Source organism: Exiguobacterium sp. s143, from assembly GCF_018618895.1.
Lineage (GTDB): Bacteria > Bacillota > Bacilli > Exiguobacteriales > Exiguobacteriaceae > Exiguobacterium_A > Exiguobacterium_A abrahamii.
The window spans coordinates 195915-221900 of sequence record NZ_JACSMX010000002.1 but is presented as its reverse complement, the minus strand read 5'-3'; the positions used below and the strand labels follow the sequence as shown (position 1 = coordinate 221900).

At 45.0% G+C, this 25986-nt stretch carries 24 protein-coding genes and 2 tRNA genes; 4 read left to right on the top strand and 22 right to left on the bottom strand.

What is annotated here, in order from left to right; all coding sequences use genetic code 11:
* Positions 1–105: 105 nt before the first annotated feature.
* The 21 genes from KNQ03_RS09350 to KNQ03_RS09250 form a co-directional block, all read right to left on the bottom strand.
* Positions 106–1056 carry an ROK family glucokinase gene (locus KNQ03_RS09350; RefSeq protein WP_149426965.1) on the bottom strand — a complete coding sequence of 317 codons (951 nt, stop codon included), beginning with the start codon at positions 1054–1056 and terminating at the stop codon, positions 106–108.
* Positions 1057–1139: 83 nt separating this feature from the next.
* Positions 1140–1343: a YqgQ family protein gene (locus KNQ03_RS09345; protein ID WP_023467550.1), complete on the bottom strand. Its 204-nt coding sequence runs from the start codon at positions 1341–1343 to the stop codon at positions 1140–1142.
* The gene (locus tag KNQ03_RS09340) at positions 1327–2364 is read right to left on the bottom strand and encodes a M42 family metallopeptidase (RefSeq protein ID WP_082874221.1); all 1038 of its coding nucleotides are present in this window, start codon (positions 2362–2364) and stop codon (positions 1327–1329) included. Before KNQ03_RS09340 ends, KNQ03_RS09345 begins: the two co-directional genes overlap by 17 nt.
* Before the next feature lie 160 nt (positions 2365–2524).
* The gene (locus KNQ03_RS09335; RefSeq protein WP_023467548.1) at positions 2525–3034 is read right to left on the bottom strand and encodes a GNAT family N-acetyltransferase; all 510 of its coding nucleotides are present in this window, start codon (positions 3032–3034) and stop codon (positions 2525–2527) included.
* A 256-nt stretch (positions 3035–3290) separates the two neighbouring features.
* Positions 3291–4247, bottom strand: coding sequence for an L-lactate dehydrogenase (locus KNQ03_RS09330; RefSeq protein ID WP_214724461.1), 957 nt, complete (start codon positions 4245–4247; stop codon positions 3291–3293).
* Positions 4248–4412: 165 nt separating this feature from the next.
* On the bottom strand, positions 4413–5192 hold the full coding sequence (locus KNQ03_RS09325) for a DUF92 domain-containing protein (protein WP_214724459.1): 780 nt from the start codon (positions 5190–5192) through the stop codon (positions 4413–4415).
* Entirely contained in the window at positions 5186–5731 is a 546-nt protein-coding gene (locus tag KNQ03_RS09320) for a 5-formyltetrahydrofolate cyclo-ligase (protein ID WP_214724457.1), read from the bottom strand. The genes KNQ03_RS09325 and KNQ03_RS09320 overlap by 7 nt, the downstream gene beginning before the upstream one ends.
* A gap of 57 nt (positions 5732–5788) precedes the next feature.
* The gene (rpmG, locus tag KNQ03_RS09315; RefSeq protein WP_012369771.1) at positions 5789–5938 is read right to left on the bottom strand and encodes a 50S ribosomal protein L33; all 150 of its coding nucleotides are present in this window, start codon (positions 5936–5938) and stop codon (positions 5789–5791) included.
* A 104-nt stretch (positions 5939–6042) separates the two neighbouring features.
* Positions 6043–8226: a 1,4-alpha-glucan branching protein domain-containing protein gene (locus KNQ03_RS09310; RefSeq protein WP_214724455.1), complete on the bottom strand. Its 2184-nt coding sequence runs from the start codon at positions 8224–8226 to the stop codon at positions 6043–6045.
* 32 nt (positions 8227–8258) lie between these two features.
* A complete protein-coding gene (locus KNQ03_RS09305; RefSeq protein ID WP_064300297.1) occupies positions 8259–8984 on the bottom strand; it encodes a DUF4912 domain-containing protein in 726 nt (241 codons plus the stop codon).
* 107 nt (positions 8985–9091) lie between these two features.
* Positions 9092–9754, bottom strand: coding sequence for a phosphate signaling complex protein PhoU (phoU, locus tag KNQ03_RS09300; RefSeq protein ID WP_050678392.1), 663 nt, complete (start codon positions 9752–9754; stop codon positions 9092–9094).
* An 18-nt stretch (positions 9755–9772) separates the two neighbouring features.
* The gene (gene pstB, locus KNQ03_RS09295) at positions 9773–10549 is read right to left on the bottom strand and encodes a phosphate ABC transporter ATP-binding protein PstB (protein WP_053454494.1); all 777 of its coding nucleotides are present in this window, start codon (positions 10547–10549) and stop codon (positions 9773–9775) included.
* Positions 10550–10648: 99 nt separating this feature from the next.
* Positions 10649–11557 (bottom strand): phosphate ABC transporter permease PstA, encoded by a 909-nt coding sequence (pstA, locus tag KNQ03_RS09290; RefSeq protein ID WP_029341063.1) that lies wholly within the window; start codon positions 11555–11557, stop codon positions 10649–10651.
* A gap of 1 nt (position 11558) precedes the next feature.
* Positions 11559–12500 carry a phosphate ABC transporter permease subunit PstC gene (gene pstC / locus KNQ03_RS09285; RefSeq protein WP_047396437.1) on the bottom strand — a complete coding sequence of 314 codons (942 nt, stop codon included), beginning with the start codon at positions 12498–12500 and terminating at the stop codon, positions 11559–11561.
* A gap of 90 nt (positions 12501–12590) precedes the next feature.
* Positions 12591–13535 (bottom strand): PstS family phosphate ABC transporter substrate-binding protein, encoded by a 945-nt coding sequence (locus tag KNQ03_RS09280; RefSeq protein ID WP_047396434.1) that lies wholly within the window; start codon positions 13533–13535, stop codon positions 12591–12593.
* Between the two features lie 226 nt (positions 13536–13761).
* Positions 13762–15834, bottom strand: coding sequence for a peptidoglycan D,D-transpeptidase FtsI family protein (locus KNQ03_RS09275; RefSeq protein WP_214724453.1), 2073 nt, complete (start codon positions 15832–15834; stop codon positions 13762–13764).
* 135 nt (positions 15835–15969) lie between these two features.
* Complete coding sequence (locus tag KNQ03_RS09270; RefSeq protein ID WP_064300301.1) at positions 15970–16578, bottom strand: superoxide dismutase; 609 nt, start codon at positions 16576–16578, stop codon at positions 15970–15972.
* 93 nt (positions 16579–16671) lie between these two features.
* Complete coding sequence (locus KNQ03_RS09265; RefSeq protein WP_149426957.1) at positions 16672–18132, bottom strand: alpha-amylase; 1461 nt, start codon at positions 18130–18132, stop codon at positions 16672–16674.
* A 116-nt stretch (positions 18133–18248) separates the two neighbouring features.
* A tRNA-Ile gene (locus tag KNQ03_RS09260) sits at positions 18249–18322 on the bottom strand.
* 11 nt (positions 18323–18333) lie between these two features.
* Positions 18334–18407: transfer RNA gene (locus KNQ03_RS09255), tRNA-Met, on the bottom strand.
* A 128-nt stretch (positions 18408–18535) separates the two neighbouring features.
* Entirely contained in the window at positions 18536–20179 is a 1644-nt protein-coding gene (locus KNQ03_RS09250; protein WP_214724451.1) for a Na/Pi cotransporter family protein, read from the bottom strand.
* Positions 20180–20386: 207 nt separating this feature from the next.
* On the opposite strand from KNQ03_RS09250, the gene KNQ03_RS09245 reads away from it, so the two are divergent.
* The 4 genes from KNQ03_RS09245 (at position 20387) to KNQ03_RS09230 (ending at position 23999) form a co-directional block, all read left to right on the top strand.
* Positions 20387–20872 (top strand): hypothetical protein, encoded by a 486-nt coding sequence (locus tag KNQ03_RS09245; RefSeq protein WP_214724449.1) that lies wholly within the window; start codon positions 20387–20389, stop codon positions 20870–20872.
* A gap of 167 nt (positions 20873–21039) precedes the next feature.
* The gene (gene ispG, locus KNQ03_RS09240; RefSeq protein ID WP_023467533.1) at positions 21040–22149 is read left to right on the top strand and encodes a flavodoxin-dependent (E)-4-hydroxy-3-methylbut-2-enyl-diphosphate synthase; all 1110 of its coding nucleotides are present in this window, start codon (positions 21040–21042) and stop codon (positions 22147–22149) included.
* Between the two features lie 99 nt (positions 22150–22248).
* A complete protein-coding gene (locus tag KNQ03_RS09235; RefSeq protein WP_251133342.1) occupies positions 22249–22818 on the top strand; it encodes a hypothetical protein in 570 nt (189 codons plus the stop codon).
* A gap of 101 nt (positions 22819–22919) precedes the next feature.
* Entirely contained in the window at positions 22920–23999 is a 1080-nt protein-coding gene (locus KNQ03_RS09230) for a GGDEF domain-containing protein (RefSeq protein ID WP_256443273.1), read from the top strand.
* A gap of 55 nt (positions 24000–24054) precedes the next feature.
* Here KNQ03_RS09230 and KNQ03_RS09225 read toward each other — a convergent pair whose 3' ends face one another.
* On the bottom strand, positions 24055–25884 hold the full coding sequence (locus KNQ03_RS09225; protein ID WP_214724445.1) for a GGDEF domain-containing phosphodiesterase: 1830 nt from the start codon (positions 25882–25884) through the stop codon (positions 24055–24057).
* Positions 25885–25986 lie beyond the last annotated feature (102 nt).

Sequence of the window (25986 nt, the reverse complement as noted above, 5' to 3'; positions counted from 1 at the left end):
ATGCAACTGGAATCCGGAAGATACTTAACAATCACATAATTACTGTACGTTTGTAAACAAAAAAAAGATTCGCCGAAGCGAACCTTTTACTGAAATTGAATATTATCATTTTTTGAGAAACATCTGCTTCGCAAGCCATGCACAGCCGATGACTCCGGCATCGTTTCCAAGCTCGGCAATCTTGAACGTCGTCGATCCGAAAACCCGTGGTAAAGCAAAGCGTTCGAACTGTTGACGGAGTGGTGCAAGCAATGTCTCGCCCGCTTTTGAGACACCACCACCGATGACGATGATTTCCGGGTTGATACTGTTCGCTAAGTTGGAGATGGCAAGACCGAGGTGGAACGTCACTTCTTCTACGACTTCCGTTGCGATCCGGTCCCCTTTCTCATACGCTTCGAATACGTCTTTCGCCGTCACTGCCTTGATGTCGTTGAGTAACGTTTCCTTCCCTTTACGCTTCTCAAGACCAAGACGGGCAATCCCTGTTGCTGACGCGATCGTCTCAAGACATCCTTTACGACCACATCCACATAGAACGCCACCTTCAGGCAACATCGTGATATGACCGATTTCTCCAGCCATTCCGACTGTACCATGCACGATTTGTCCGTTCGTGATCAAACCACCACCGACGCCCGTACCGAGTGTGACCGCAAGGAGTTCGGTTGCACCACTACCGGCACCTTTCCACATCTCACCGATTGCCGCTGCGTTCGCATCATTTTCAAGAACAGCCGGTAAACCCGTCAAACGCTCGAATTCACCGATGAGTTCAAAATTACTCCAACCGATATTGACCGCTTTCTCAACGACACCTGTATTGAAATCAATGAATCCCGGCGCACCGATGCCCGCTCCAACGAAATCTTCTGGTCGTTTATTGCTCTCTTGACACTTCTCAAAGAAGGATTTTGCGATATCTCCAGGAATTTGTACGCCATCATTCAAAACGACCGTCTCGATTTCCCACTTTTCTACGATGATCCCTTGCAAATCCAAAATTGCCATCTTGACTGTCGTTCCGCCGATATCAATGCCGAGTAACCATTTCATTGCTTCGTCTCCCCTATACTCATATAATGTCTGCTTCCTCATTTTACCGGACATAACTCGTTTGCGCAAAGGGTTGCACAACCTTAAATGTTATCGGATTGTGAACGCTTTAATTCATGTCGCAAGATTAGTTTTGCTGAATCGTACTGTCGTTGTTCCAAAACGCCTGCTTCTTGTAATTCATCGAGTTCAAGCATCATCATCGCGATATCGGACGCCCGGTCCCCAAGATAGATGAATGTCCCGTATGTCTTGAGTAATTGCTGTACGTCATACAGTGTCTTCATCGACCATCGGCTCCTTTACATAGGCATGTAGCAAATCATATGTCGCTTGTAACGACGTCTCATGCGTACGTTCGTACGAATGACTCGATTCGATTCCCGGACCGAACAATCCGTGCCGGACGTCGTGACCCGCACTTACTGCTGCTGAGGCATCCGAGCTATAGAACGGATAGATATCAACTTTATATGGAATACTATTTCGTTGTGCTAAGCGCGTTAACTGGTGTCGTAAAGCCAAGTCATATGGACCTGAACCATCTTTCGCACAGATCGAGACCGTGAATTCATCCGAATGCTGACCGTCTCCTAGCGCTCCCATGTCGACCGCGATGTATTCTGCGACCTCGTCCGTGAATCCAGCATTCCCACCGAATCCGACTTCTTCGTAATTTGAAATCAGAATCTGGACCGTGTGTGGTAGTTCGATTGTTTTCCATTCCTTGATCAATTCAAGTAACAAAGCAACGGATGCTTTATCATCGAGATGGCGCGACTTCACGAATCCCGTTTCCGTATAGAGGAATCGCGGATCAAACGTTACGATGTCTCCTACTTCAATCCCCGCAACGCGCGTCTCTTCTGCTGTCGTCGAACGAATGTCTAATCGTACTTCGATATTATCAGCGGATCGTTCCGTTTTGTTCGTCTCGCGCGACGTATGAACACTCGAATGATGGAACACGATCGTACCTGAAACCGTTTGACCGTCCATCTTGTGAATGAGACAGTTCTCTCCTTCGATCGCTGTCCAAGCATATCCCCCTAGTTGTGATAAACGAAGTCGTCCTGTTGGTAGAATCTCTTTCACCATCGCTCCTAGTGTGTCGACGTGTGCCGTCAGTAACCGCGTACGCGTTGAAGCACCAGGTAGTGTCGCTAAAATCGCTCCTTTTTCAAGTTTTCGATACGTGATCCCTTCTGCGATCAATCGCTTTTCTACATATGTAATCGCTTCTTTTGTCGAACCTGTTGGACTCGGAATCGAGACAAGCTCTTCAATCGTACGTATGACTTCTTTCATGTTCATTCGCTCCCTTTCAATCGGACTACGACGTGATATCCGCTTTGTTCTCATGATAACAAATATTCATTCTTTGCCGATACTGATATCCTACGGATACCATGCGAAAAAGCTGTAGCACTTTTTTTGCTACAGCTTCTTTCCACACCATCTGAAGAACTTAGACATACTTCTTCATCCAAATATCATCACGATATGTGCCGTCTTCTAATTTTACGGAATCTGGATCTTCGGCATATACTTCAAAACCGAGCGACTCATAAAGATTTTGTGCGGCTTCGTTTCCTGATAAAACGGCAAGAATGACTTGCTCGACGTCCGGTAACTTCTTCGCTTCCTCGATTAAGGCTTCCATTAAAGCGCGACCAGTACCTCCGCGATATTCAGGTGATACGTATACTCCAGAAATCATCGCTTTATGCGATTCACGTGACAATTCATATGGTTTGACCTGACCAAACCCAAACAATGTATCACCGTCGAACATACCAAGCCAAACCTCATCGGAGTCGGGTTCTCCCTCAAGTCCTTCTTGTACTTCGCGGAGCGGGGTTTGCTGTTCATCATCAAACGAATGACCGAATGCATCTGGATGATTTTTTAATCCCTCAAGGCGTAGATTCCAGTATTGTTCTGCATCCTCTTTAGTTAGTTTTCGAAAAGTATACATGACTGTCGGTTCTCTCCTTTTTGGGTATCATGACGTACAAAAAAATGACGTAAAAATGCTTCTATCTCTTACTTAACCCTTTTCTAGTAAAATAAAACCTAGATTTTTTTCTTTTTACTACCGGACGAATAGATGTGATTTTTGATGTATTCGTTCTCTACATCAAAAAAACTCAAGTGTGGACAATATGAAGCAAGTCCGACACTTGAGTTTTTTGCTACTTTATTTCGTAATACCTTCATCATGATGCGTACGCTTATCCTTGCAAGACGGGTTCAAGCGTCTGACGTAATACATCAGCAGAATGATGGAATTTCTTCAACTCTTCATCCGTCAATGAGACTTCAATGATTTCACGCACACCTTGACGATTGATGATGGCAGGAACTCCAATATGGATACCGGAAATTCCGTACTGCCCATCGACATGCGCACCGACCGTCAACAGACAGTTCTCATTTCCGAGGATGGCACGAACGATCCGAACGAGCCCAAGCCCAATCGCATAATAGGTTGCCCCTTTGCGCTCGATGATATGATAAGCAGCATCTCGGACGTTGATGTAGATTTGATCAAGATCTGCTTGAGAATAACGATCGTCTTCAGCAAGTAGTTCATCAATCGTTTTTCCATAAATACGGCTGTTACTCCAGGCAGCGAATTCCGTATCACCATGTTCGCCAAGAATATAGGCATGGGCATTTCGGGAATCAATGTGAAAGTATTCTCCGAGCATTTGACGCAGGCGTGCTGTATCAAGCACCGTTCCTGATCCAAATACGCGGGATTTCGGAAGACCAGAATATTTCCAGGCAAGATGCGCCATGATATCAACCGGATTAGAAGCCACGACGATGATACCATCAAAATCGGAATCCATGATTTGACGAATCATTTCTTTCATGATCAACGCATTCTTTGCAACGAGATCGAGTCTTGTCTCACCTGGTTTTTGTGGAGCGCCTGCCGTGATGACGACGACTTCCGCTTCGCGGCAGTCCGCGTAGTCGCCAGCCCATATTCGCATCGGTGAAGAGCTAAATGGTGTTCCGTGGTTTAAGTCCATTGCCTCGCCCTCTGCTTTGGCTTTGTTGACATCAATGATGACAAGTTCTTCACAAAGTCCAGCTGTTGACATCTGATAGGCAAAGCTTGAACCGACTGCACCAGCTCCAATGAGGGCTACTCGTGTCACTTTCGCATGTAATTCCATATCGTTATGTCCACCCTTCCATTCGTCCTAAGAGTTTGTTAACTATCTCACAAGTAAATTGTAACATCTTTCACATTCTTTGTATCATGTGAAATTAATCACATTTGTCCATTTTGTGTCATTGATATCCTAACATAAGGAATTACATACTCATATACTTTCCAGTTACCAAAATCGAACGATGATAAACCCGATTCCGCTTGCCAAACCACTCGTTAAGACATTGACAGCGTCATTCCCTAAAAATCGAATGCCTGAAACGTAAGCTGTCGGTTGACCATGGTGCTCTCGCTTTTCCGTGTATTCCCCACAAATCGTACATCGGTAAACGCGTTGCCCTACTGCTCCAAATAGTGTATCCAGTAGGCTCCCGAGTACACCGATACTTGTTACGAGTAAGACGTGTCTTAAAGAAAGAGAAAATATCCAATGCGCTGCTACAGCGATGAACGCAGCTCCTGCAATCGTACCGATCGTTCCAATCAGCGACATCGCTCCACTTGTTCCTGCTGGTACCCGTCGTAACGTTTTGAGAGACCACGGATCACGTCTTGAGAGCGGTCCGATTTCAGATGCCCACGTATCAGCATTCGATGCTGCGATGACGAATAGAAATAACAAGAGATACGCAAAATCCATCGTCATGGCATACGCTAAGGCAGCAACGAACGCTACCCCTCCATTCGCAAGGACTTGCCATCCGTCACGCGCGCCGTCTTTCTCAACGATGGAGTCGACCGATTGTTTTCTAGATCGTCCGACCTTCGATAACAAGCTCGAGCTACCAAAGAAGAGTAAGAGTACTACTAATCCTTGCCAACCGAATCCGAATGAGACACCACTACCGACGAGCAGGGTCATGATCGCACCACTTGTCGTCAATAAACGAAAAGATCGTCCGGTCCAAGCCAGCAATAGACAAAACAAAATGGTCGCGCTTAGCATCGGATGACCTCTAAGTCAGTAACGATCAGGTCAACTGGAATATCAAAGGCTTCCACTTCGAAATCTGAAAGAAGTTGTTCAGAAAAGGCAATCGATACTTTGCAACCTGTATATGTCACGAGTGCACGATCGTAATAGCCTCCTCCCCACCCTAACCGATATCCGTCCCGTCGATAAGCACGACCCGGAACAAGGCAAAGCTCTGCTTGAGCAAGTGAAGCGCGACGTGCTGAAGCGGTCGGTTCAGCAATCCCCATCTGATTTGCATGCAGTTGATCTTCTGGTCCATGTTCATAAAAGACCATCTCGTCTCCGACTACTTTTGGTATCAAGACCGTCTTTCCCTCTTGCCACGCTTGTTCAATCAGCATTCTTGTATCACATTCATTTCGAAAAGCTAACGTGATCGCGACACAGGTCGCTTGTTGCCATTCAGGTAACAACAAAACATGTTCGTGAATCAATCGTTCCTTTTCCGCACGGTTCTCCATCACATCTAGTCGTTCTTTAATCAGACGGCGTACTTCTTGTTTGTTCATAGTTGTCTTCCTTTCCACAAAAAAAGCCATCACACGAAGTGACGGCTTCCATCTCAATTATTTCACTTCACGGTGAAGTGTGTGCTTACGGAGACGTGGGTTGTATTTCTTCAACTCAAGACGCTCTGGGTTGTTACGCTTGTTCTTTTTAGTGATATAAGTACGGTCACCAGTTTCAGTGCAAGCTAATGTGATTTTAACGCGCATGGGATTCCCTCCTATCTAGCTCTCGATGTATCAAGTGATTTTGCTTTACATAAGGTTAAGCATACTCAAGTATCGTACCAAGAAAGGAAAGGAATTGCAACTGTTCATCCGTTCTTTTTCGGATTCGTCACGTGTTGATATGGTTTTTCAAGGTTCTCTTCAAAACGCAGCGGCTTCTTTTCGACGTGATACTCTTGCTCCACCCCGTGACGTGACTCTTCTCGTTCTAGATAAACAACCGCTGATTGGCGCAACGCATCTCCTTCAAGTCGTTTTAAGGCAACGACCAGACCACCTGAACGATCAGGAGAACGCTCACTTTCGACATCGTAGACGTTACTGACAAGTGGCAACTCTTTGATCTTCGCGATAGCTTGGGCAGCTGATGCGGTCTCCATGTTGAAGTTGTGGATAACTGCGAAATCAACGATCTTACTCAAGGCTTGCGCTTGGCGTAAGAAGGCTAAATTTAGTGCCGCCAGTTGGTTATAGGTCTGAACGAGCGGTAGACCTGTCACTTGCACTCCGTAAACGTGAACACCTTCTTCAAATCGATACGCTTCCGGATGTTCCGTGACGACATAGACGTTCTCACCAGCAGCAGCGAGCCGTCGAGCGAGCTCTGAAGCTGGCCGGTCTGACGCATCATATTGTCGGACGAACAATAAGATGGCGTCTGTATTCCAAGATTTCTCACGTTTCACTGCCACGTAGTAATCATGTGCCGTCAAGAAGACATCCGGTTCAATATCTGAATCTTGAAGGAAAGGATATTCGCGATATCGATCATCCAACCATTCCACCGTCAGCTCCTCCGCATCCAGTCGACGCTCGGTTTCTTCAAAACGTAAGATGTGCTCACGGAAACGATTCGCAGCATATTGCGCTGTCGTCTGTCCATCGAGGATGAATGGCCAGTCGCTCGAGACAGCAAGGAGGTATTCTCGAATGAGTTGACGCTTCGCTTTGACAGTCAATGCATCTTGATGACGATTTCGAGCTACGACACCTGCTAGTCTCTTCTCAAGCTGATGGAGATGACGAATCATCCAGTCATTCCGTTCGTTGATCCAGACTTCCGCGTAGCCTTTTCGTCCCCACGTTCCCATCGCGACGTGTGCCGTGTCGATGTCTTGGAAGTGACGTTCGAGGAAGATCGCCGGTGAAATCGACTCAATTCCTTGGTCTTCTAAACGTTCCATCGCTTTACCGAGGAAGTCGGGACCTTCAAACCACCAGTGACCGAACAATTCGGCATCAAATGGTGCTGTGACAAGGAATGGTGGGAAGTCTTGTCCTTGATGCGCATCTAAATGTTCACCGAGTGCTTGTGCGAAGTCTGCTGCGTGCTCACTTGTCCGTTGCCATGCCCAATCACGGACGTAATAGTCTTTTTGATCCGTTTCTCCTGTTACGCGATGCAATTTCAATCCTGTATCATAACGTAAGCCTTCCGGGTGCATGAACTCAGCGATTTGATCCCACTCTCGATCGTACGCAAGGTCACGATAAAACTCGCGGTAATCCGGATGACCCGGGTATCCGATGACAGAGCTCCAAATCTTCCCGGAAATGATTTGATCACGCGGGAACAGTGCCACACCGTGCGGCGAATAGACAGGTGCTCCGATTCCGTGTTTCGGTGACGGATCCGCGTTTAAGATGGAATGTTCGTCAACGAATGTATAACGAATGCCCTCTTCATACAAAATACGATCAAGTCCTGGCGTATACGCACACTCTGGCATCCAAAGACCAGATGGACGGAATCCGTAATGACGTTCGAAACAGTTCAATCCCGTCTGAATTTCAGAACGTGCCGCTTGTTCGGACAACATGTGCGGACTGAATCCGTGCGTCGCTGTACACGTAATCAAATCGAGATAACCTTGCTCCTTGTAATGACGGAATGCGCGGTTCAAATCTTTTTCCCAGTGAAGGAACGTATTCAATAAATCTTGATAGCGTTCTTGATAGAATAGAAGCGCATCTCGTTCCTTTTGAGCAAGCTCTCGCTCTAGTTCCTGGCGAATCAAACGTAACGTATCCTCGATATGCTCGATATACCGCTCTTGAATCAATGGGTCGGCAAGCATCTCGATGACGGGTGGCGAAATGCTGACCGTCCAGCCGAGCGGACGTGACAAGCGATCGACCTCCCACAATAATGGGATATAGGTTTCTGAAATCGCTTCATACATCCACCGTTCTTCTAGACGATGTGCCTCTTCATGACGGATATATGGTAAATGTGCATGTAAGACGAGTGAAAAATATCCTTTTCGCATAGCTTCTCTTCCTTTCCCTCTCTCTAATTCCATTACCGGACGCGATCGAAATAGGAATAAGGGCGTAATACTTCGACCCATTCCGGTTGTTCGACCTCTCCGTATTGCCAATGATGCACGACTTCCGCGAACCGTCCATCCGTGACTGGCTCGTCACGTGGCGTTTCGACTGGTTTTGAACGCAGTACTGGAACAAAGTCCCCGTCGATCGTTTGAATGCCCCATTCGATGATGTATGTAGTATTCGGGGCGACTGGTCGAACGAACCAAGCATTCGTCATTTCTGGTAGCTCGAATTGATACGTCCGATTTGCCTGTCCTTGTTCATATTCAACAAGCGTGACATCAATGATGCGTAATTCTTTACGGAACGAATCAAACGTCGTGTGATAGTGCGTCTCTAGCAACTGTTTCGACAGTTCAGATAATTCCCAGTAGACGTATAACGCTGTCGGTGACTGAACGATGGCGTGGAGGATGTCATCCTCGTAATGTGTCGCCATTCCAAACGCGTCACGTTCTAGCGAAGGTACCACTTGCACAGACGGTACGACGTCTAATACCGGTGCAGTCGACTTTTTTGTCTGCTTGACCGTTTTTGATTTTACTTTCGGCGCTGCTACAGAAGGTTGTTCTGTTAACGATTTACGATATTTAGTCCAAGCATATTTGATTTTCCCTTCAGTCGTATCCAATTGAGCTGCGATTTGTTTTGTTGTCAGCCCTTGTTCCTTCATTTTAATGATTTGCTCAAGCATTCCCAATCACCTCTCTGTCATTATTCACTTCTTTCCTATTCTACAAACGTGTTTCGAATCCCTTTACAAAAAAAGTAGGCAGAGGAAATTCCTCCTGCCTACTTGATTCATCCGTTTAAATCATAATGTTTTCCTTTTTCGAGATAGATCAGATGCTCCCCGACGTTCGTCAAGTGATCACCCATCCGCTCGATGTAGCGGCAAATGTTCGTGAATTGCATGACTTCATCGACGACGATCGGCTGAAGTGACATATGACGCATGTACTGGCGAAGTGCCTTATATGTCGTCTCATCAATGACGTTATCGAGATCAGACAAGGCTTTTGCTTTCTCGACATCTCCGTCACGATAGGCGACGATCGCAGTTTCCGTCATATCCAGTAATGTCTCGAATGCTTCCTTCAACAAAGAGATATCAATGACATACGGGAACGTTTCGACACGAAGAACCGCTTTTGAGATATTCCCCGCATAATCTGCAATCCGTTCGAGATCCGACGAAATTTTCATCGCGGTGATGATTCGTCGTAAATCCGTCGCAACGGGTTGTTGCTTCGCGATTAATAAAATCGCATCATCGTTGATTTCAAGTTCAAGATCATCGAGTTCATTATCGTTTTCGATGACACCACGCGCGATGTCTTGATCATATTTTTCGAGTGCTTCTGCCGTTGTTGCGATCTGTTGCATCGTCTTACGAGCCAGTAAAAAGACCTTTTGATCGAGTATTGCAAGATTTTCTCCAAAAATCGTACGGTTCGCTGCCATTCGTCTCGTCTCCCCTTCTTATCCGAATCGTCCTGAAATGTAATCTTCCGTCCGTTTGTCACTCGGATTTCCAAAGATCCGGTCTGTTTGATCGAACTCGACGACTTCACCATTCAAGAAGAACGCTGTTTTGTCCGAAACACGTGCAGCCTGTTGCATGTTGTGTGTCACGATGATGATCGAGTAGTCTGATTTCAATTCTTGGACGAGTTCTTCTACTTTTAATGTAGAAATCGGGTCAAGTGCCGATGTCGGCTCATCCATCAAGATGACATCTGGTTCGATTGCAAGGCAACGTGCGATACAAAGACGTTGTTGCTGCCCACCAGAAAGACCATAGGCATTTTCGTTCAAACGATCTTTGACTTCATCCCAGATCGCTGCACGACGTAAACTGCGTTCGACGATCTCATCGAGGATTTTTTTGTTTTTGACACCGTGGACACGGGGACCATAAGCGATGTTGTCATAAATTGATTTTGGGAATGGGTTCGGTTGCTGGAAGACCATTCCGACCGATGTCCGTAATTCTTCGACACCGTATTCTTTATCAAAGATATTACGTCCGTGATACTCGATTGCACCATTCGTCCGTACGATCGGAACGAGTTCGACCATTCGATTCAATGTTTTGATGAATGTCGATTTCCCGCAACCAGACGGTCCAATGATTGCCGTGACTTCATTTTTCTTAATATCGAGATTAACATCTTTCAGCGCATGATCGTCACCGTACCATAAGTTTAAGTCTTTGACGTTATAGACGCTCTCACGTGCTGCTACTGGTTGGTTCATACGCTCTGTCCCTTCTGTAACGACTGATTTCGTATTCAGCTTCGTATCCATCATCTGTCTTCCTCCTTAAAAGAAATCCCTTCTATCTATCTCGTTCGATTAGTAGCGTTTTGAGAATCGGTTCCGGATCCAGATTGCAAGTGAGTTCATCGTCAAGAGGATGACCATTAAGACGATGATGCCTGCCGCTGCAAGTCCTTGGAAGTCCGCTTGTGGACGACTTGTCCAGTTGTAGATTTGAATCGGTAATGCTGTGAACTCTGAGAAAATACTTTCTGGCGCACGAGCAATGAAAATCGCAGCTCCGACCATGATGAGTGGTGCTGTCTCACCAATCGCTCGAGATACAGCCAAGATGATCCCAGTGATGACACCCGGTAGTGACGCCGGAAGAACGACTTTGAACGTCGTTTGCCATTTCGAAGCACCGAGTGCAAGTGATGCATGACGCATCGCTTGTGGAACGGCACGGATTGCCTCTTGGGACGAGACAATGACGACCGGAAGACTCATCAACGCGAGTGTCAATGCTCCTGCAATCAATGTTGAACCGAAGCCCATGTTACGTACGAAGAACGTCAAACCAAGTAAGCCGAAGACGATCGATGGTACACCTGCAAGGTTTGAGATGTTGACTTCGATGAATGAAGTCATCCGACTCTTTTTCGCGTACTCTTCTAGGTAAATCGCTGCCCCGACACCAATGATGAAAATCATCGGGATGATGAGGAGCATCAAGAAGATGGAGCCCATTAACGCCGGATAAATCCCGGCACGTTCCGAACGGCGTGATGGTGCATTTTGTAGAAACTCAAGTGATAACCATGATGCACCGTCACGGATGACGCCGAACAAGAGAATACCTAAGACGACGAGACCGAAGAACAGTCCAGCAAGGAAAATGACTTTTGTGACATTGTTGACGACGAGTCGCTGGCTAATGGATTTCTTCACCGCGACCGGATCGATGAATTTCTTTGAGACAGGTTGCTTTTCTGGTAAGGCCATCTTAGTACTCCTCTCTGAAGCGGCGTGTGATCCAGTTCGCAAGTAAGTTCATCACTAATGTGAAGACGAACAAGAGTGTACCAACCGCATAGATACTGTAATATTCGACAGTTCCAAATCCAGCATCACCTAGGGCGACCTGAACGATATACGCTGTCATCGTTTGGACTGGCTCGAGTGGATCGATCGCAGCTGTCGGATTCGAACCACCAGCGATCGTTACGATCATCGTCTCACCGATTGCCCGTGACATACCGAGTACGATCGATGCAATGATCCCTGATAAAGCAGCTGGAACGACGACTTTCAATGCAACTTCAAGACGTGTCGAACCGAGTGCAAGCGCACCATCGCGAATTTTTTTCGGAACGGAGCTCATTGCATCCTCAGAAATCGAAGCGATCATCGGAATGATCATGATCCCGACGACGATCCCCGGACTGAGCGCATTGTAAATTTGAATACCTGGAATTAATTTTACGAGTAATGGTGTGACGAACGTCAATGCGAAGAATCCGAAGACGATCGTTGGAACACCTGCTAACACTTCAAGAATTGGTTTTAAGATACGGCGTGCGCGGTCTGACGCGTACTCACTTAAATAAATCGCTGATGTGAGGCCGATCGGCACGGCAACTAGCATCGCAATCACGGTAATCTCAAGCGTACCGACGACAAGTGGCCAAATTCCATACTCTGGTTGTGAGTTGAGTGGATACCAGCTCGTACTGCCGAAGAATTCCTTGAACGGAACGACTTCGAAGAAGTGCTCTGTTTCAATGACTAACGTGAGAATGATGCCGATGGTCGTAACGACCGAGACGAACGCACAAAGGAATAACACGATTGGCATGACGCGTTCCATGACGTTTTTCATACTATATTTTTGCTGTCGGTTCTGTTGAATCAGCTCGCGAACCGATTTATTTTGTGTTGAACTCATCCTTCTTCACTCCCTACTCCTTCTTGACATGAGAACGGGACCCAACCGGTACAGACTTCCCCGGTTGGGCCATCCTCATGACTCGATGATTTATTTCATTGCGTCTTCAATTGCTTTTGCGTTTTCATCGTAACGATCTTGCGGCATTTTGATATATCCGACTTCTTCAGCAAGATCACCAGCGTTTTCGTTCGTGAACTGAACGAAGTCAGCGACTTGTTTTTTGTCTTTCATCGATTTGTTATTGATGTACGTGTAGATTTCACGTGACAGTGGATAAGAAAGATCTTTGATCGTTTCTGGTGTTGGATCGACTGCGTCTTTTCCTTCAGCAGAAAGTGGTACTTCCTTCAACTTATCTTTATTCTCAGCGTAGTACGCATAACCGAAGTATCCGATTGCGCCTTTCGTTCCTTCAACACCTTTGACGAGAACGTTATCGTCTTCTGATAATTGAACATCTTTACGCATGTCTTTTTTCTCAAGTACTTCCTCAGAGAAGAAGTCGAATGTTCCTGAATCTTTCCCTGGGCTGAAGAATTTCAATGGTTCAGCCGGATAAGAAGAATCGACATCTTTCCAAGTCTTGATGTTCGGATCGAGCCAGATTTTCTCGAGTTGCTCCATTGAGAGTTCTTTTACCCATGTATTTTCTTTGCTGACTGCGACAGTCAAACCATCATATGCGAGTGCCATTTTCGTGAATTCAATGTTGTTCTTTTTCGCTTCAGCCGCTTCTTCTTCTTTAATTTCACGTGACGCGTTTGAAAGATCTGTTTCACCAACGACGAAGCGTTTGAATCCGCCACCTGTACCAGAGACACCGACTGTGACATCTACGTCAGGTTGTTCCATTGAATATTCTTCACCGACAGCTTCCATGATCGGGAAGACAGTAGAAGAACCGTCGATTGCGATTTTTCCTTTTAAATCAGATGAACTAGCAGAACCGCCTTTATCGTTACCACATGCTGCCCCCACTACTGCGATTGATGCTACCGTTGTGATGAGTGCTGTTTTTTTCATCCAAGACATGATTAATTTTCCTCCTCGAAAGTATGTCGCTGACGATGCTACGACTTTTTATCCGTTTTCCTTACAAGACTTATACTACGGATGAACTATTAAAACGAAATGAATCCAACGTAAAAGAATTGTAAAGGCGTGTTTTTTAGTGTTTACAATTCGAAATCCATTAGAAAAAAAGGTCAATGCAAACAAAAAAAACGAGAGTGATTGCTCACTCTCGTTTTCCATCTAGTTAATTTGGCTTAGTTTGCCATGGTACGTCCTTCACATTGAAATACGCTTTGACAAGATCGTGACCGATTTTCGAGTTAACGGTTTCTTGTTCCATATAAGGAAGGAACACAGCCCATGCCATCTCTGGATTATCGTACGGTGCCCAGCCGACAAGGTTCGAGTTCAATGAACGAACTGGTTGTCCACTTCCATCACGTAAGGCGATTCCATCGTCACCATAGACACTAACCTGCGCTGTACCTGTTTTCGCAGCTGCATCAATACCGGTTTGTGCGATGATTTTTGCTGTACCACGCTCTCCTTTGACAACGCGATGTAATCCTTCACGAACATGATCAATGTTATCTTGACTGACTTCAATTCGATTCAAATAATTCGTCTTAAAACTATAATCAACTTGTTTTGTCCCTTTTTCAATCGAATTCGACGCGAGAACTTCTTTTAAGAAGTGCGGCTGAACACGATAGCCACCGTTGGCAAGCGTTGAAATATACTGTGCGACTTGTAGCGGCGTAAAGGCATCATATTGTCCGATGACTCGGTCCATGAGTAGCGTGACACGGTCAGGTGTTCCTTGAACACCCTTTGCTTCGTACGGTAAATCTACACCCGTCGTCACTCCAAGCCCGAACTGACTATAGTAATTCTGCATGATCGCAGCTGCTCCGTCTACACTCGCTCCGGCAATACCGTTACTTGGGTACTTCGCCATCCGCATCGCAATGTTGAACATATAAACGTTTGATGAACGCTCAAGTGCCGTTAAATCCGTGATTGCTCCCATGTTGACGTACGATGCTTTTTTCGTACCCCCGATTGTAATCGGAGCATCATTGATGACTTCGTTTTGACGGATAACGCCCTCCTCGAGCCCCATCGCAACCGTTGCACCTTTGATCGTCGAACCGATTTGAAGCGACGTTAAGACGTTATTGATTGCGACATCCGAAAACTTACCAGTTGCTGGATCCAACTTTTGACCAGACATCGCAAGAATCTCACCTGTCTGTGGATTCATGACGACGGCGTAACCTTCTTTTAGATAACGACTACCCATGCCACGTCCCATTTTAATGGCTTGTTGCATGATTTGGTCGACTTGTTTGTTGTATTCCGCATCCACGGTCAGAACGAGATCTTTACCGGACTCGCCTTCCTCGCGTTTTGGATCACCGACCGGCTCTCCATTGAACGTCTCATACACATCGTATGCGGGTTTCCCGCGCAGTAGATCTTCATACTGTTGTTCAAGGAATGATGTTCCGACACGGTCATTCAAGCTGTAGCCTTTTGCTTTGAACTCCGCTTGTTGTTCTGCTGGAATCTTCGAATACTTCCCGAAGATATTCCGAAGTGTTCCTTCATATGGATAAGAACGCTCGTAGAACGGTTCCACCGATACACCCTTTAAATCTTCTAGATTTTCATCGATGATTGCCATCTCTTTTGCGGAAGCACCGAGTTTGACGAGTTGTGGATCAAGCGCGTAACCGACTTCCATGTTGTGTTTGATCGCAATGACTTCCATTGTTTGATCGTCATAATCAATATCGTCTTTCGTAATCGCATCTAATCGAATTTGATCCTGTTCTGCGATTGATAGTTTACTTTGTGCTTCTGCTGAAGGATATTTCTGTTTGACGGCTTCTTGATAACGACGATCAGACTCTTTCGTGTTCGTCGCGATCCAGAAATCCTTAATATCACGCTCTGTGACTTTCCAATCTTTTTTCGGTAGATCAATGATTGCTGCAAGACGCTGTGCAATCTCAATGCGTTCATCGACTTTCGTCGTTTGTGCTCGACGGTAGACGATTGAGTATTTAGAAATCGTATCAACCAAAAGACGACCATCCCGGTCATAAATCTTTCCGCGTGGCACTTCATATTTTGATGCGATCATTTCTGTTTTTTGAACTTCCCGCGAAATTTTCTCACCATTGACGATTTGCACGACTCCTAAACGGAAAATCAAAATCGCAAACAATAAAAAAACGACGAAGAACATTAAATTCAGACGAAGCGGCAGATGATTACGCCGTCTTCCTCGTACGGTAATTCGTTTAGCCATGGCGTACTCCCCTATCGTTCAAAAGTCATCTTGTTTCATTATATAGAAGGAAACTTTCCATAACAACCTATCCCATCATTTTCCGCATTAAAAAAAGCGTATCGTTCACAATTGAACGATACGCTAGTTTTCACATTACTTCGCGTCAGCGTAAAGCTTCGCTACGTGATCCCAATCAACGACGTTGAAGAACGCATTGATGTAATCAGGACGACGGTTTTGGTAGTTGAGATAGTATGCGTGTTCCCAAACATCAAGACCGAGGATTGGTGTTTTGCCTTCCATGACTGGTGTATCTTGGTTTGGTGTCGAAACGACCGCCAATTTTCCACCGTCAACGATTAACCAAGCCCAACCTGAACCAAAACGAGTTGTTGCTGCTTTCGCGAATGCATCTTTGAATGCATCGAATGATCCGAATGCTTCGTCGATTGCTGTCGCGAGTTCGCCTGTTGGAGCAGCGCCATCGTTCTTCTTCAACAGTTTCCAGAAGAATGAGTGGTTCCAGTGACCGCCACCGTTGTTACGGACTGCAGTTTGAATGTTTGCTGGGAGAGCATCCAAGTTTTGAAGAAGTTCTTCAAGTGACTTTCCTTCATGTTCTGTACCCTCAAGCGCCGCATTCACGTTCGTGACATACGTGTTGTGGTGTTTCGTGTGGTGAATCTCCATCGTACGAGCATCGATATGTGGCTCAAGCGCATCATAAGCGTAGCCGAGTTCTGGTAATTCAAATTTTGACATGTTCATGTCCCCCTTTGTGCTATTTTCGAAAACTTCAATACCCTTTAAGACTAGCAAAAGAACCTGTGTTGACGCAAGTCAAGACCCTCGGATTTACTTGACTTCTCGTGGAGCAAAAACTGAGACACCACCACCTGGAACTGGGAAGACACCAAATCCTTCATCGTCGATCACGACAGGGTGATCTTGATGGTTCGTATAGTCGAACCATTCTTGGCCTGCCCGTTCTTCACCAACGAACATCCGTTTTTCACACATATCGGCATTCGACAATAAGACCGCACAGCCAGAGTTCTCAATTTCCTCAACTCCACGACGAACCCAACCGACACAATGTGGATCATCGAGATAATCTTCTTGCTCACCATATGCTTTGTGATACCGTGCATAGAGTAAAGCATCGATCATTTCTTTTTTCCCTTCTACCGGATGTGGTCCTTGCACTCCATAATAGTCACCGTAGAAGACACATGGGTAACCGTCTTTACGAAGTAAAATCGCCGCGTAAGCGTGTTGTTTGAACCAGTCATCCACCCACGACTCAAGTGATTCCCCCGGTTGAGAATCGTGATTGTCGACGAACGTGACGGCATTCGTCGGGTGTGATTCGACAAGGGTATCTGCAAACAATGTCGTCATATCAAACTCCTGTCCCAGCTTCGAAGCTTCATGGAACTTATAATGAAGCGGAACATCGAACAAATCGATCGTATAGTCGACGCTATCAAGGAAATGACGACAATCATCGAGATCTGATTTCCAGAACTCACCGACCATATAGAAGTCACCTTCACTTTTTTCAATCATTGATTTTGCGAATTCATGAACGAATTCATAGTTGATATGTTTGATGGCATCGAGTCGGAAACCTTGGCAATCAATTGTTTCTTGGAACCAATGTCCCCAGCGGATCATTTCTTCTCGGACTTCCGGGTGATTATAATCGATGTTCGCGAACATCAAATAGTCATAGTTTCCGAATTCATCATCGACTTGATCATTCCAATCTTTATTTTTACCGGAAATTTTAAAGACACCCGTCTTTTCTTCACGGGCATCAAAATCCGTTCCATTGAAAAATTCATGTGTCCAGATGAAATCTGAATATTTTCCGTTACGTCCTGGGAACGTAAACTTCGTCCAAGCTTCGATTTCAAACTCTTCTGAAATTTCTTTCGAACGATCTTCCGGATGGACTTCGACGACATTGATCGTCTCGAGTTCATCGGCTGCTGCTTTATGGTTCATGACGACATCAGCGTAAACAGCGATATCGTTCTCCCGAGCAACCTGGATCGCTTCGACGAGTTCATCTTTCGTACCGTATTTCGTACGGACCGTTCCTTTTTGATCAAATTCGCCTAAATCATAGACGTCATAGATGCCATATCCTGTATCTTCATCCGATTGACCTTTTGACGCCGGTGGAATCCACACGGACGTGATGCCGGCAGCACGTAATTCAGGCGCCCGCTCTTTCAAGCGTTGCCAGTGCTTCCCATCATTCTCTACATGCCACTCAAAAAACTGCATCATCGTATGGTTACGTTCCATCTCTCTTCGCTCTCCCTTAGTTACTATAGTATGAATATTATTACAATATCTTTACTATTCCCCGGGGGAACAAAAATAAACGCTTCCCGTTTTTCAACGAGAAGCGTTCTACTGAATGGACCCTGCAGGGCTCGAACCTGCGACCGGACGGTTATGAGCCGTCAGCTCTAACCAGCTGAGCTAAGGGTCCTTAAGTAATAGTAGCGGCGGAGGGAGTCGAACCCACGACCTCACGGGTATGAACCGTACGCTCTAGCCAGCTGAGCTACACCGCCATGATGTATGTTTCTTACTCTTACTAGATTACGAGATGTGGCGAAACTTGTCAATATGCTATTTCAAAAAAATAAACAGCTGATTTCATTTTTTTGAAATCAGCCGTCATAAGAAAATCGTATTTCACTTAGTTCGTTAAAGCCGTCCGCTGTTCAAGGACGAGATCCGTGATGTTGACAGCGTGATCGCCAATTCGTTCGAGGTTTGACAAGAGATCGACGAAGATCATCCCTGCTTGTCCCGTACATTCGCCAGCGTTAACACGAAGGACGTGATGCTTCCGGAATGACCGTTCGAGTGCATCGAGTTTACCTTCGAGTTCTAGAACTTTGCGAGCTCGTGTGACATCATCCTCTTCGACAGCGCGTACGGCACAATCGACGATTTCTTGCGTCAAGGCATACATGTCATCAAGCTCTTTCTTCGCAGCTGATGTGAACTGAATTCGGTTGACGATTTGGAAATCGACTAATTCAACGATGTTTTCGACGTGGTCACCGATTCGTTCGAAATCATTGACAGCGTGCATCAGTAACGAGTGTTCATTTGATTCACGCTCTGATAAATCATGTGCCGCTACTTTAACGAGATAACTCGTGACTTCTGTATTTAAATGGTTGATCGCATATTCAATCTGCTCTGATTCTGAAACATCTTTCTTATCATGCGATTGCGTGTAACGGTGCGCTTTTGCAAGTGCGTCTTTCGAGAATTCTCCCATTCGCAATACTTCGAGCTTTGCTTGATTCAAAGCAAGTGCCGAAGATTGGTTCAAGATGTTCTGATCGAGATGACGCGGTTTCGAATCAATCGTCGTATCCGTACCCGGTACGATTTTTTGTACAAGCCATGCGATTTGCGCAATGAACCAACATTGAATCAACGTATTGACGACATTGAATGTTCCATGTGCAAAGGCGATTTGCATTTTTGGACCTAAATCAAGCGCGCCTGTGATCGACGTAATGAAGCTTGAGAAGATTGGTAATGCAATCAGGAACAATACTGTTCCGATAATGTTGAAGATGACGTGTGCCGCTGCTGTCCGTTTAGCTGCAATCGACGCACCAAGTGCTGCAAGTACTGCTGTGATCGTTGTTCCGATGTTATCACCGAACAAGACCGGAAGTGCCGCTTTGATATCGATCATGCCACCAGCGTACAACTCTTGTAAGATGCCGATCGTTGCTGACGACGACTGGACAAGAACAGTAAAGATCGTTCCGACGAATACACCAAGCAATGGATTATCCGACATCGATACCGTCAACTCACGGAACCAGACACTTGACTCAAGTGGAGCCATTCCGTCGCCCATCAATGTCAAACCATAGAACAATGCACCGAAGCCAAAGAAAATCTGTCCGATGTATTGAACCCGTTCTTTATTGAAGAAGAAGATCAAGAAAGCACCAATTGCGATTGCTGGAAGCGCAGCTTCCTTGACGTTAAAGCCGATGATGAAAGCCGTAATCGTTGTTCCGATGTTAGCCCCCATGACGACTCCGATTGCCTGTCGTAAATTCATCAGACCCGCACTAACGAGTCCGACAACGATGACGGTCGTCCCTGACGACGACTGTATCAAAATCGTGACGACGATACCCGCTAGGATACCTAACAGTGGATTTGTCGTATATTTATCGAGGATATAACGTAATCGGTCTCCTGCTGTTTTTTGGAGCCCATCTCCCATATACTTAATACCGAATAGGAAAATCCCGAGTCCACCTATGAAGGTGAAAATCATTTCCTGCAAATCATAGTTCATCTTGCCAGCTCCTTTATTTCATGTGGATTGATGTGTTTGTAAAGTTTATTTTCTCAACTCCCCCATTATGTAAAGGTCTGTTGAACTTGTAAATAGTTTTTGAGACATCCGTTTGTTAAGGTTTTATTAATCTGTACCATCACATAAAAACCCTTTATTACCAACAAAAATTAAACAATTAAAATCTGTTATAAAACAGTGGAAAGAGTGATTCACTTGTCATTTTTACGTCAACTGATTAATTACTTACAAACTTCTTTAATTCCAAATCGTCCGTTTTTGCGTCTTCGTTTGGCAGATGTTTCCCTTTATTTTTGTGGATTAGCTTGGATTTCATTTTGGACGACGGTCATTGATTCCTTCTTTTTACAAAAAAACATCCCGATCATCGTTTGGTTCATCCTTCATTTCATCTTTATCGCAATCGCTGTATTACTTTACGTATTGTTTATGGCGTATCTAACGAAGGGGTTCGTCCGATTGTTACTTCCCCGTCCGTGGGCATATCGCCAAACGTTTCCTTATACGGTTGCAACGAATATCTGGTCTTTCCCACTCGGTATGCTTCTATACCAACTCGATTACCCTTGCTTCGGAATCGGGATACTCGTAATCGGACACTTCGTCTACACATTAGTACCATTATGGATTGCCCGTTCCTCAAAGCCACGCGCTTCACGTAAACCTCAATGAGTATTAAAATCAGGCGTCCGACGGATTGACGGACGCCCTTCTTTCATTAAACAATTGTAAATGTTCAATTTTCGTTCTTGTTTCTCGATTTTTAGGGAATAGTTCGATATGATAGAAAAGGTAAACATAAACAATATGGCGGTATGCCACAAAAGGAGATTTTCGATATGCCGAAAATGGTCCATCGCTCTAAGACTCGTCCCGTTCGTGTAGGGGACCTTGTCATTGGTGGAAATAATGAAGTCATCATCCAAAGTATGACGACAACTAAAACACACGACGTCGAAGCGACAGTCGCTGAAATCCTACGTCTTGAAGAAGCTGGTTGCCAAATCGTCCGCGTCGCTTGTCCGGAAGAACGTGATGCGCTCGCACTTGCAGAAATCAAAAGCCGAATCAACATTCCGCTTGTCGTAGACATCCACTTCAACTATAAACTTGCGCTTATGGCAATCGAAGCTGGCGTCGATAAAATCCGGATCAACCCGGGTAACATCGGTCGTCGCGAAAAGGTAGAAGCCGTCGTTACAGCAGCAAAAGCGAAAAACATTCCGATTCGTATCGGAGTAAACGCTGGTTCACTTGAAAAGCATATTCTTGAAAAATATGGCTATCCAACTGCTCGTGGTATGGTCGAAAGTGCTTTGCACCATATTAAGATCCTCGAAGACCTCGACTTCCATGACATCATCGTCTCGCTTAAAGCATCAGACGTACAGTTGGCGCTTGAAGCGTATCAGCTCGCTTCTGAATCATTCGACTATCCACTTCACGTCGGGATTACGGAATCTGGTCCACTTCGCTCTGGTTCATTAAAATCAGCAGCGGGACTTGGCGCGATCTTGTCACGCGGAATCGGAAATACAGTTCGTGTATCTCTTTCAGCGGACCCTGTCGAAGAAGTAAAAGTCGCAAAAGAAGTCTTGAAATCATTTGGTCTCGCAGCGAACGCAGCGACATTGATCTCATGTCCAACATGTGGTCGGATCGAAATCGATTTAATGTCAATCGCTGCAGAAATCGAAGACTATATCGAAAACATCCAAGCGAACATCAAAGTTGCGGTTCTCGGATGTGCGGTCAACGGTCCTGGTGAAGCACGTGAAGCTGATATCGGTATCGCTGGTGCACGAAACGAAGGATTGTTATTCCGTCACGGAGAAATCATCCGTAAAGTACCGGAAGCAACGATGGTCGAAGAATTGAAGAAAGAGATCGATGCGATCGTTCTCGAAAAACAGGCTGAAAAAGAAGCCGAAAAAGCGAACCATGCATAAGTTGAAGACTCCTCCCTCGCGAGGAGTCTTTTTTCGTATCTCGATTTCGACTATGTTATACTAAGTGAAGAAAAATTTTTAGAACGTGGGTGACTGTAAATGAAAATTGGAATTGACATCGATGGAACGATCACACATCCATCCTCTTGCTTCACTTACATGAATAAATATCTCGGAACTTCGATTGACTTCAATCAGGCGTCCGAGTATGAATTGCATACGTATACCGATATGAATCAAATCGAATTTTGGGACTACATGGTGAACTCCGGTCACGAGACCGGCATTTATCGTGAATCCATCCCTCAAGAACATGTTCGCCACCACTTATGGAATTTGCGGAAGCAATATGACCTCCATTACGTAACAGCACGATCGGAGCTCGTTCGTCCTGTAACAGAAGAGTGGATCAAACAACACGAACTTCCTCTTGATTCCTTGATCATGACGGGATCACACGACAAAGTACAAGTCGTCCGTGATTTATCACTCGATTTATTCATGGAAGATCGATTAGAGAATGCTGTGCAAATCGCAGAAGACACATCGATTCCTGTAATCTTGTTCGACGCACCTTATAACCGTAAAGCCGTACCGAATAATGTCATTCGTGTCGCTTCATGGAATGAGGCCGTTTTAGAGATTCAAAAATTTGCACCGATTCGTTAAAAACAGCCGATTAGGCTGTTTTTTCCATTTTTATGTCATTGCATGACTTGATATCGTACAATGACGATAGATTGAAACTTTGATATAGGAAGGGCTTCGTGATGCTTGCGACAGTGAATATCTTTTTTATTAATATCTGTATTATTTTTCTCGTTTCTACGTTCACCTTTTACCTACTTCGTGATCGTTTGCCAATTCAACCTGACTCAAAAATGTCTACTCGTCTCTATTTCGGACTTTCCAATGGTATGACTGGCATTCTACTTATGCATAATGCAATCGACTTAAATGGAGCATTGATTGATTTACGGTTATTACCACTCGCTTTGTCCGCTTTGTTCGGTGGTAATATCAGTATTGCCGTGACAGGGCTGATGCTCTTGATCTACCGATTCGTGATTGATAGTGGCGATTCACTAAACGCTCTGTTTAGTTCTGTCATCACACTACTTGGATTTCTAGTACTTTCTTTTATTTGTCGTCGATTCATCAAACGGCAAGGGTATTTCTTTTCTGCCATCGTCACGGTCGGTTCCCTACTCGTACTCTCGCGATTGATTATGAGCAACTCCCCAGCGGATGCCTGGGGAACGATTTATATTCCATATTTCATTTTAACGATTGGTGGAGCCTTTTTGTTTTATCGTTTGTCTTCACTTCTTCAGCAGCATTTTGTTCTTTATTCTTATCAATCCTATCTTGCTTCGACCGATCAATTGACGCGGCTCGCGAACCGCCATGTCATTTTAGAAAAAGTCACAACGCTCGAAAAGAGTAAAGATTCTTGGGGAGTCATCTTGTTTGATTTGGATCACTTCAAGAATGTAAACGATACACATGGTCACGCGATAGGAGACGCTGTCTTGCGCCACTTTTCAATCTTATTGAACGAGCATTGTCCGGCACCCGTTACGGTCGGTCGATATGGTGGTGAAGAATTCATCGTCATCGTTCCAGACATCGAACTGCATCCTCCTGTCGTCCTAGCTGAAACAATCGTAACAGCCGTTCAGCAAACACCTTTCGTCATGCAAGATCATGCCGTATCCATTACGGTATCCGCAGGAATTGCTTACGCTCATCAACAACCAGCTGAAACAGTATTTAAGCAAGCGGATAGCGCTTTGTACGAAGCAAAAGCACAAGGACGAAATCAGTATCGCCTGTATCAATCGAAATGAATACTAAAAAGCCACTTCTCCTCCGAGCGATTCGGACTGAAGTGGCTTTTGTTGGTCAACGGACCGTTCCTTCATTCGTCTTTTGCAGTAGACAGATGATTTCTTCAAGTGGTACCGGTTTAGCGAAGAAATAACCTTGGAATAGATGAATACCGATTTCCTTGGCAATGCGTACTTCTTCTCCTGTCTCAACTCCTTCGACGATACATTCGACATGCATCGACTGGCTCAGTTGAAAAATCGACTCGAGGATGGATTGTCGTTTCTCCGATTCACCGATTTGTTCGATGAATTGCTTCGGAATCTTTAATTGACGTAACGGTAACAAACGCTCGAGAACATGATAGGATGCGTGACCAGTTCCGAAATCATCGAGTGACAACGGGAAATCGAGCGTTTTGATTCGTTTGAGCGCTCGATGAATCGATTGACTCTCGAAATCAAGTGACTGACTCTCTGTGATTTCAATTTTAATCTGTTGCGGTTTTAAGGCATACTTCAGTAGCGTTCGTTCGATGAACGGCATGAACGATTCACTCGTCAACTGGCGTGGTGATACGTTGACAGATAACGTAAACTCGTCTGGAACCAGATCGATCAATGCTTTGCGTGTCTTACAGCTTTCCTCAAAAATCCATTCTCCTAGACGAATGATTAAATCACTTTTTTCAGCAATCGGAATGAATACGGATGGTCGATCTGCTCCTTGTAACGAGGTCTTCCAGCGAACTAAGGCCTCAAGACCGATGAATTGCTCTGATTGAACATCGTATTGTAATTGATAAACCAGATGAAAATCCGTTTCGATGTTAGCTTGGGCTAGGGATTGTGCTGCTTTGACTCGTAATTCTTGATCCTTACGCCATTCTTGGTCAATACACATCACACGTTCGTTTTGTTGCGCTGCTTCTTGTAAGGCAGTCAATAATTGCTGCACCCGACGCTTTCGATTGTTGGTCGCCCCTTCGCCATTATCAATGACGATGGATATGTTGACATAGACATGATGCCCCTCGATTTCGTATGGTACAGAGATTTCTTGGCTCAATTCTTCCATCGCTTCCTTACACGCCACCTCGTCCGGCTTTTCCATGACGATCAATAACGTCCCTGCTTCAATCCGAGCAAAAGCTTGATAAGGAGGTAGTTGTCTCTTGAGTCGCTCGATACAGGCGCGTAGTACTTGTAACTGAATATCTTCTCCAAAATAACGTGCCAGCTCATAGTAGTTTTCTAAATGAATCCCGACAAAAATGAGCTGTTGTTCGGGTATTGGAAAATCAATTTCGTTTAATCCTTGGCGATTCAAGACACCTGTTTCTTCATCACGTCGCGCCGTATCGTGTAATTGTATCGCAAGGTCATTTAACCGATTTAAATTGCGAATATGCAAGTGATTGATGACAAGCGCAATCGATACGCCAATCACAATCATGCCAATCCGTCCATAATGGTCTGTCGGATCAATTTCTACCGTCACGGTATCGGCATTCCACATGACATACAAACTAGTTGCGATGGCAATCGCGATGGCGTACCACATCATGATTCGTTGATACGAGATTAAAGCGATCATCAAAAACAAAAAGCTACTTGCCCAAACGGTAACTGCCGCATAAGGTAAAAAGCTAATCGATGTAATCGGAACGACGAGCAACATCAAAGACAATAAGTGCGTTTGCAAAACGGTTTCCATTTTGCGACGACTAATATAAAAAATAAATAGACCCATGACGATTAAAAATGAAATGATGACAGAACGACTCAAATACGCATTCTTAATTGTCTCTTCTGTCGTCGTATAAATGATCAAAGCACCAACGAACATCATGAATAAGGCAAAATTTCCAATCCACCATTGTTGTTTCCGAACGATATCCTCCATGCTTTCCCCCTCCTTTCCGTCTGATTTTCCGTATAAAGGTTTCGACATCGCTTGATGATACTCCTGTCAAATGGAATGTGTCAATTCTTTCCTAAAAAGAAA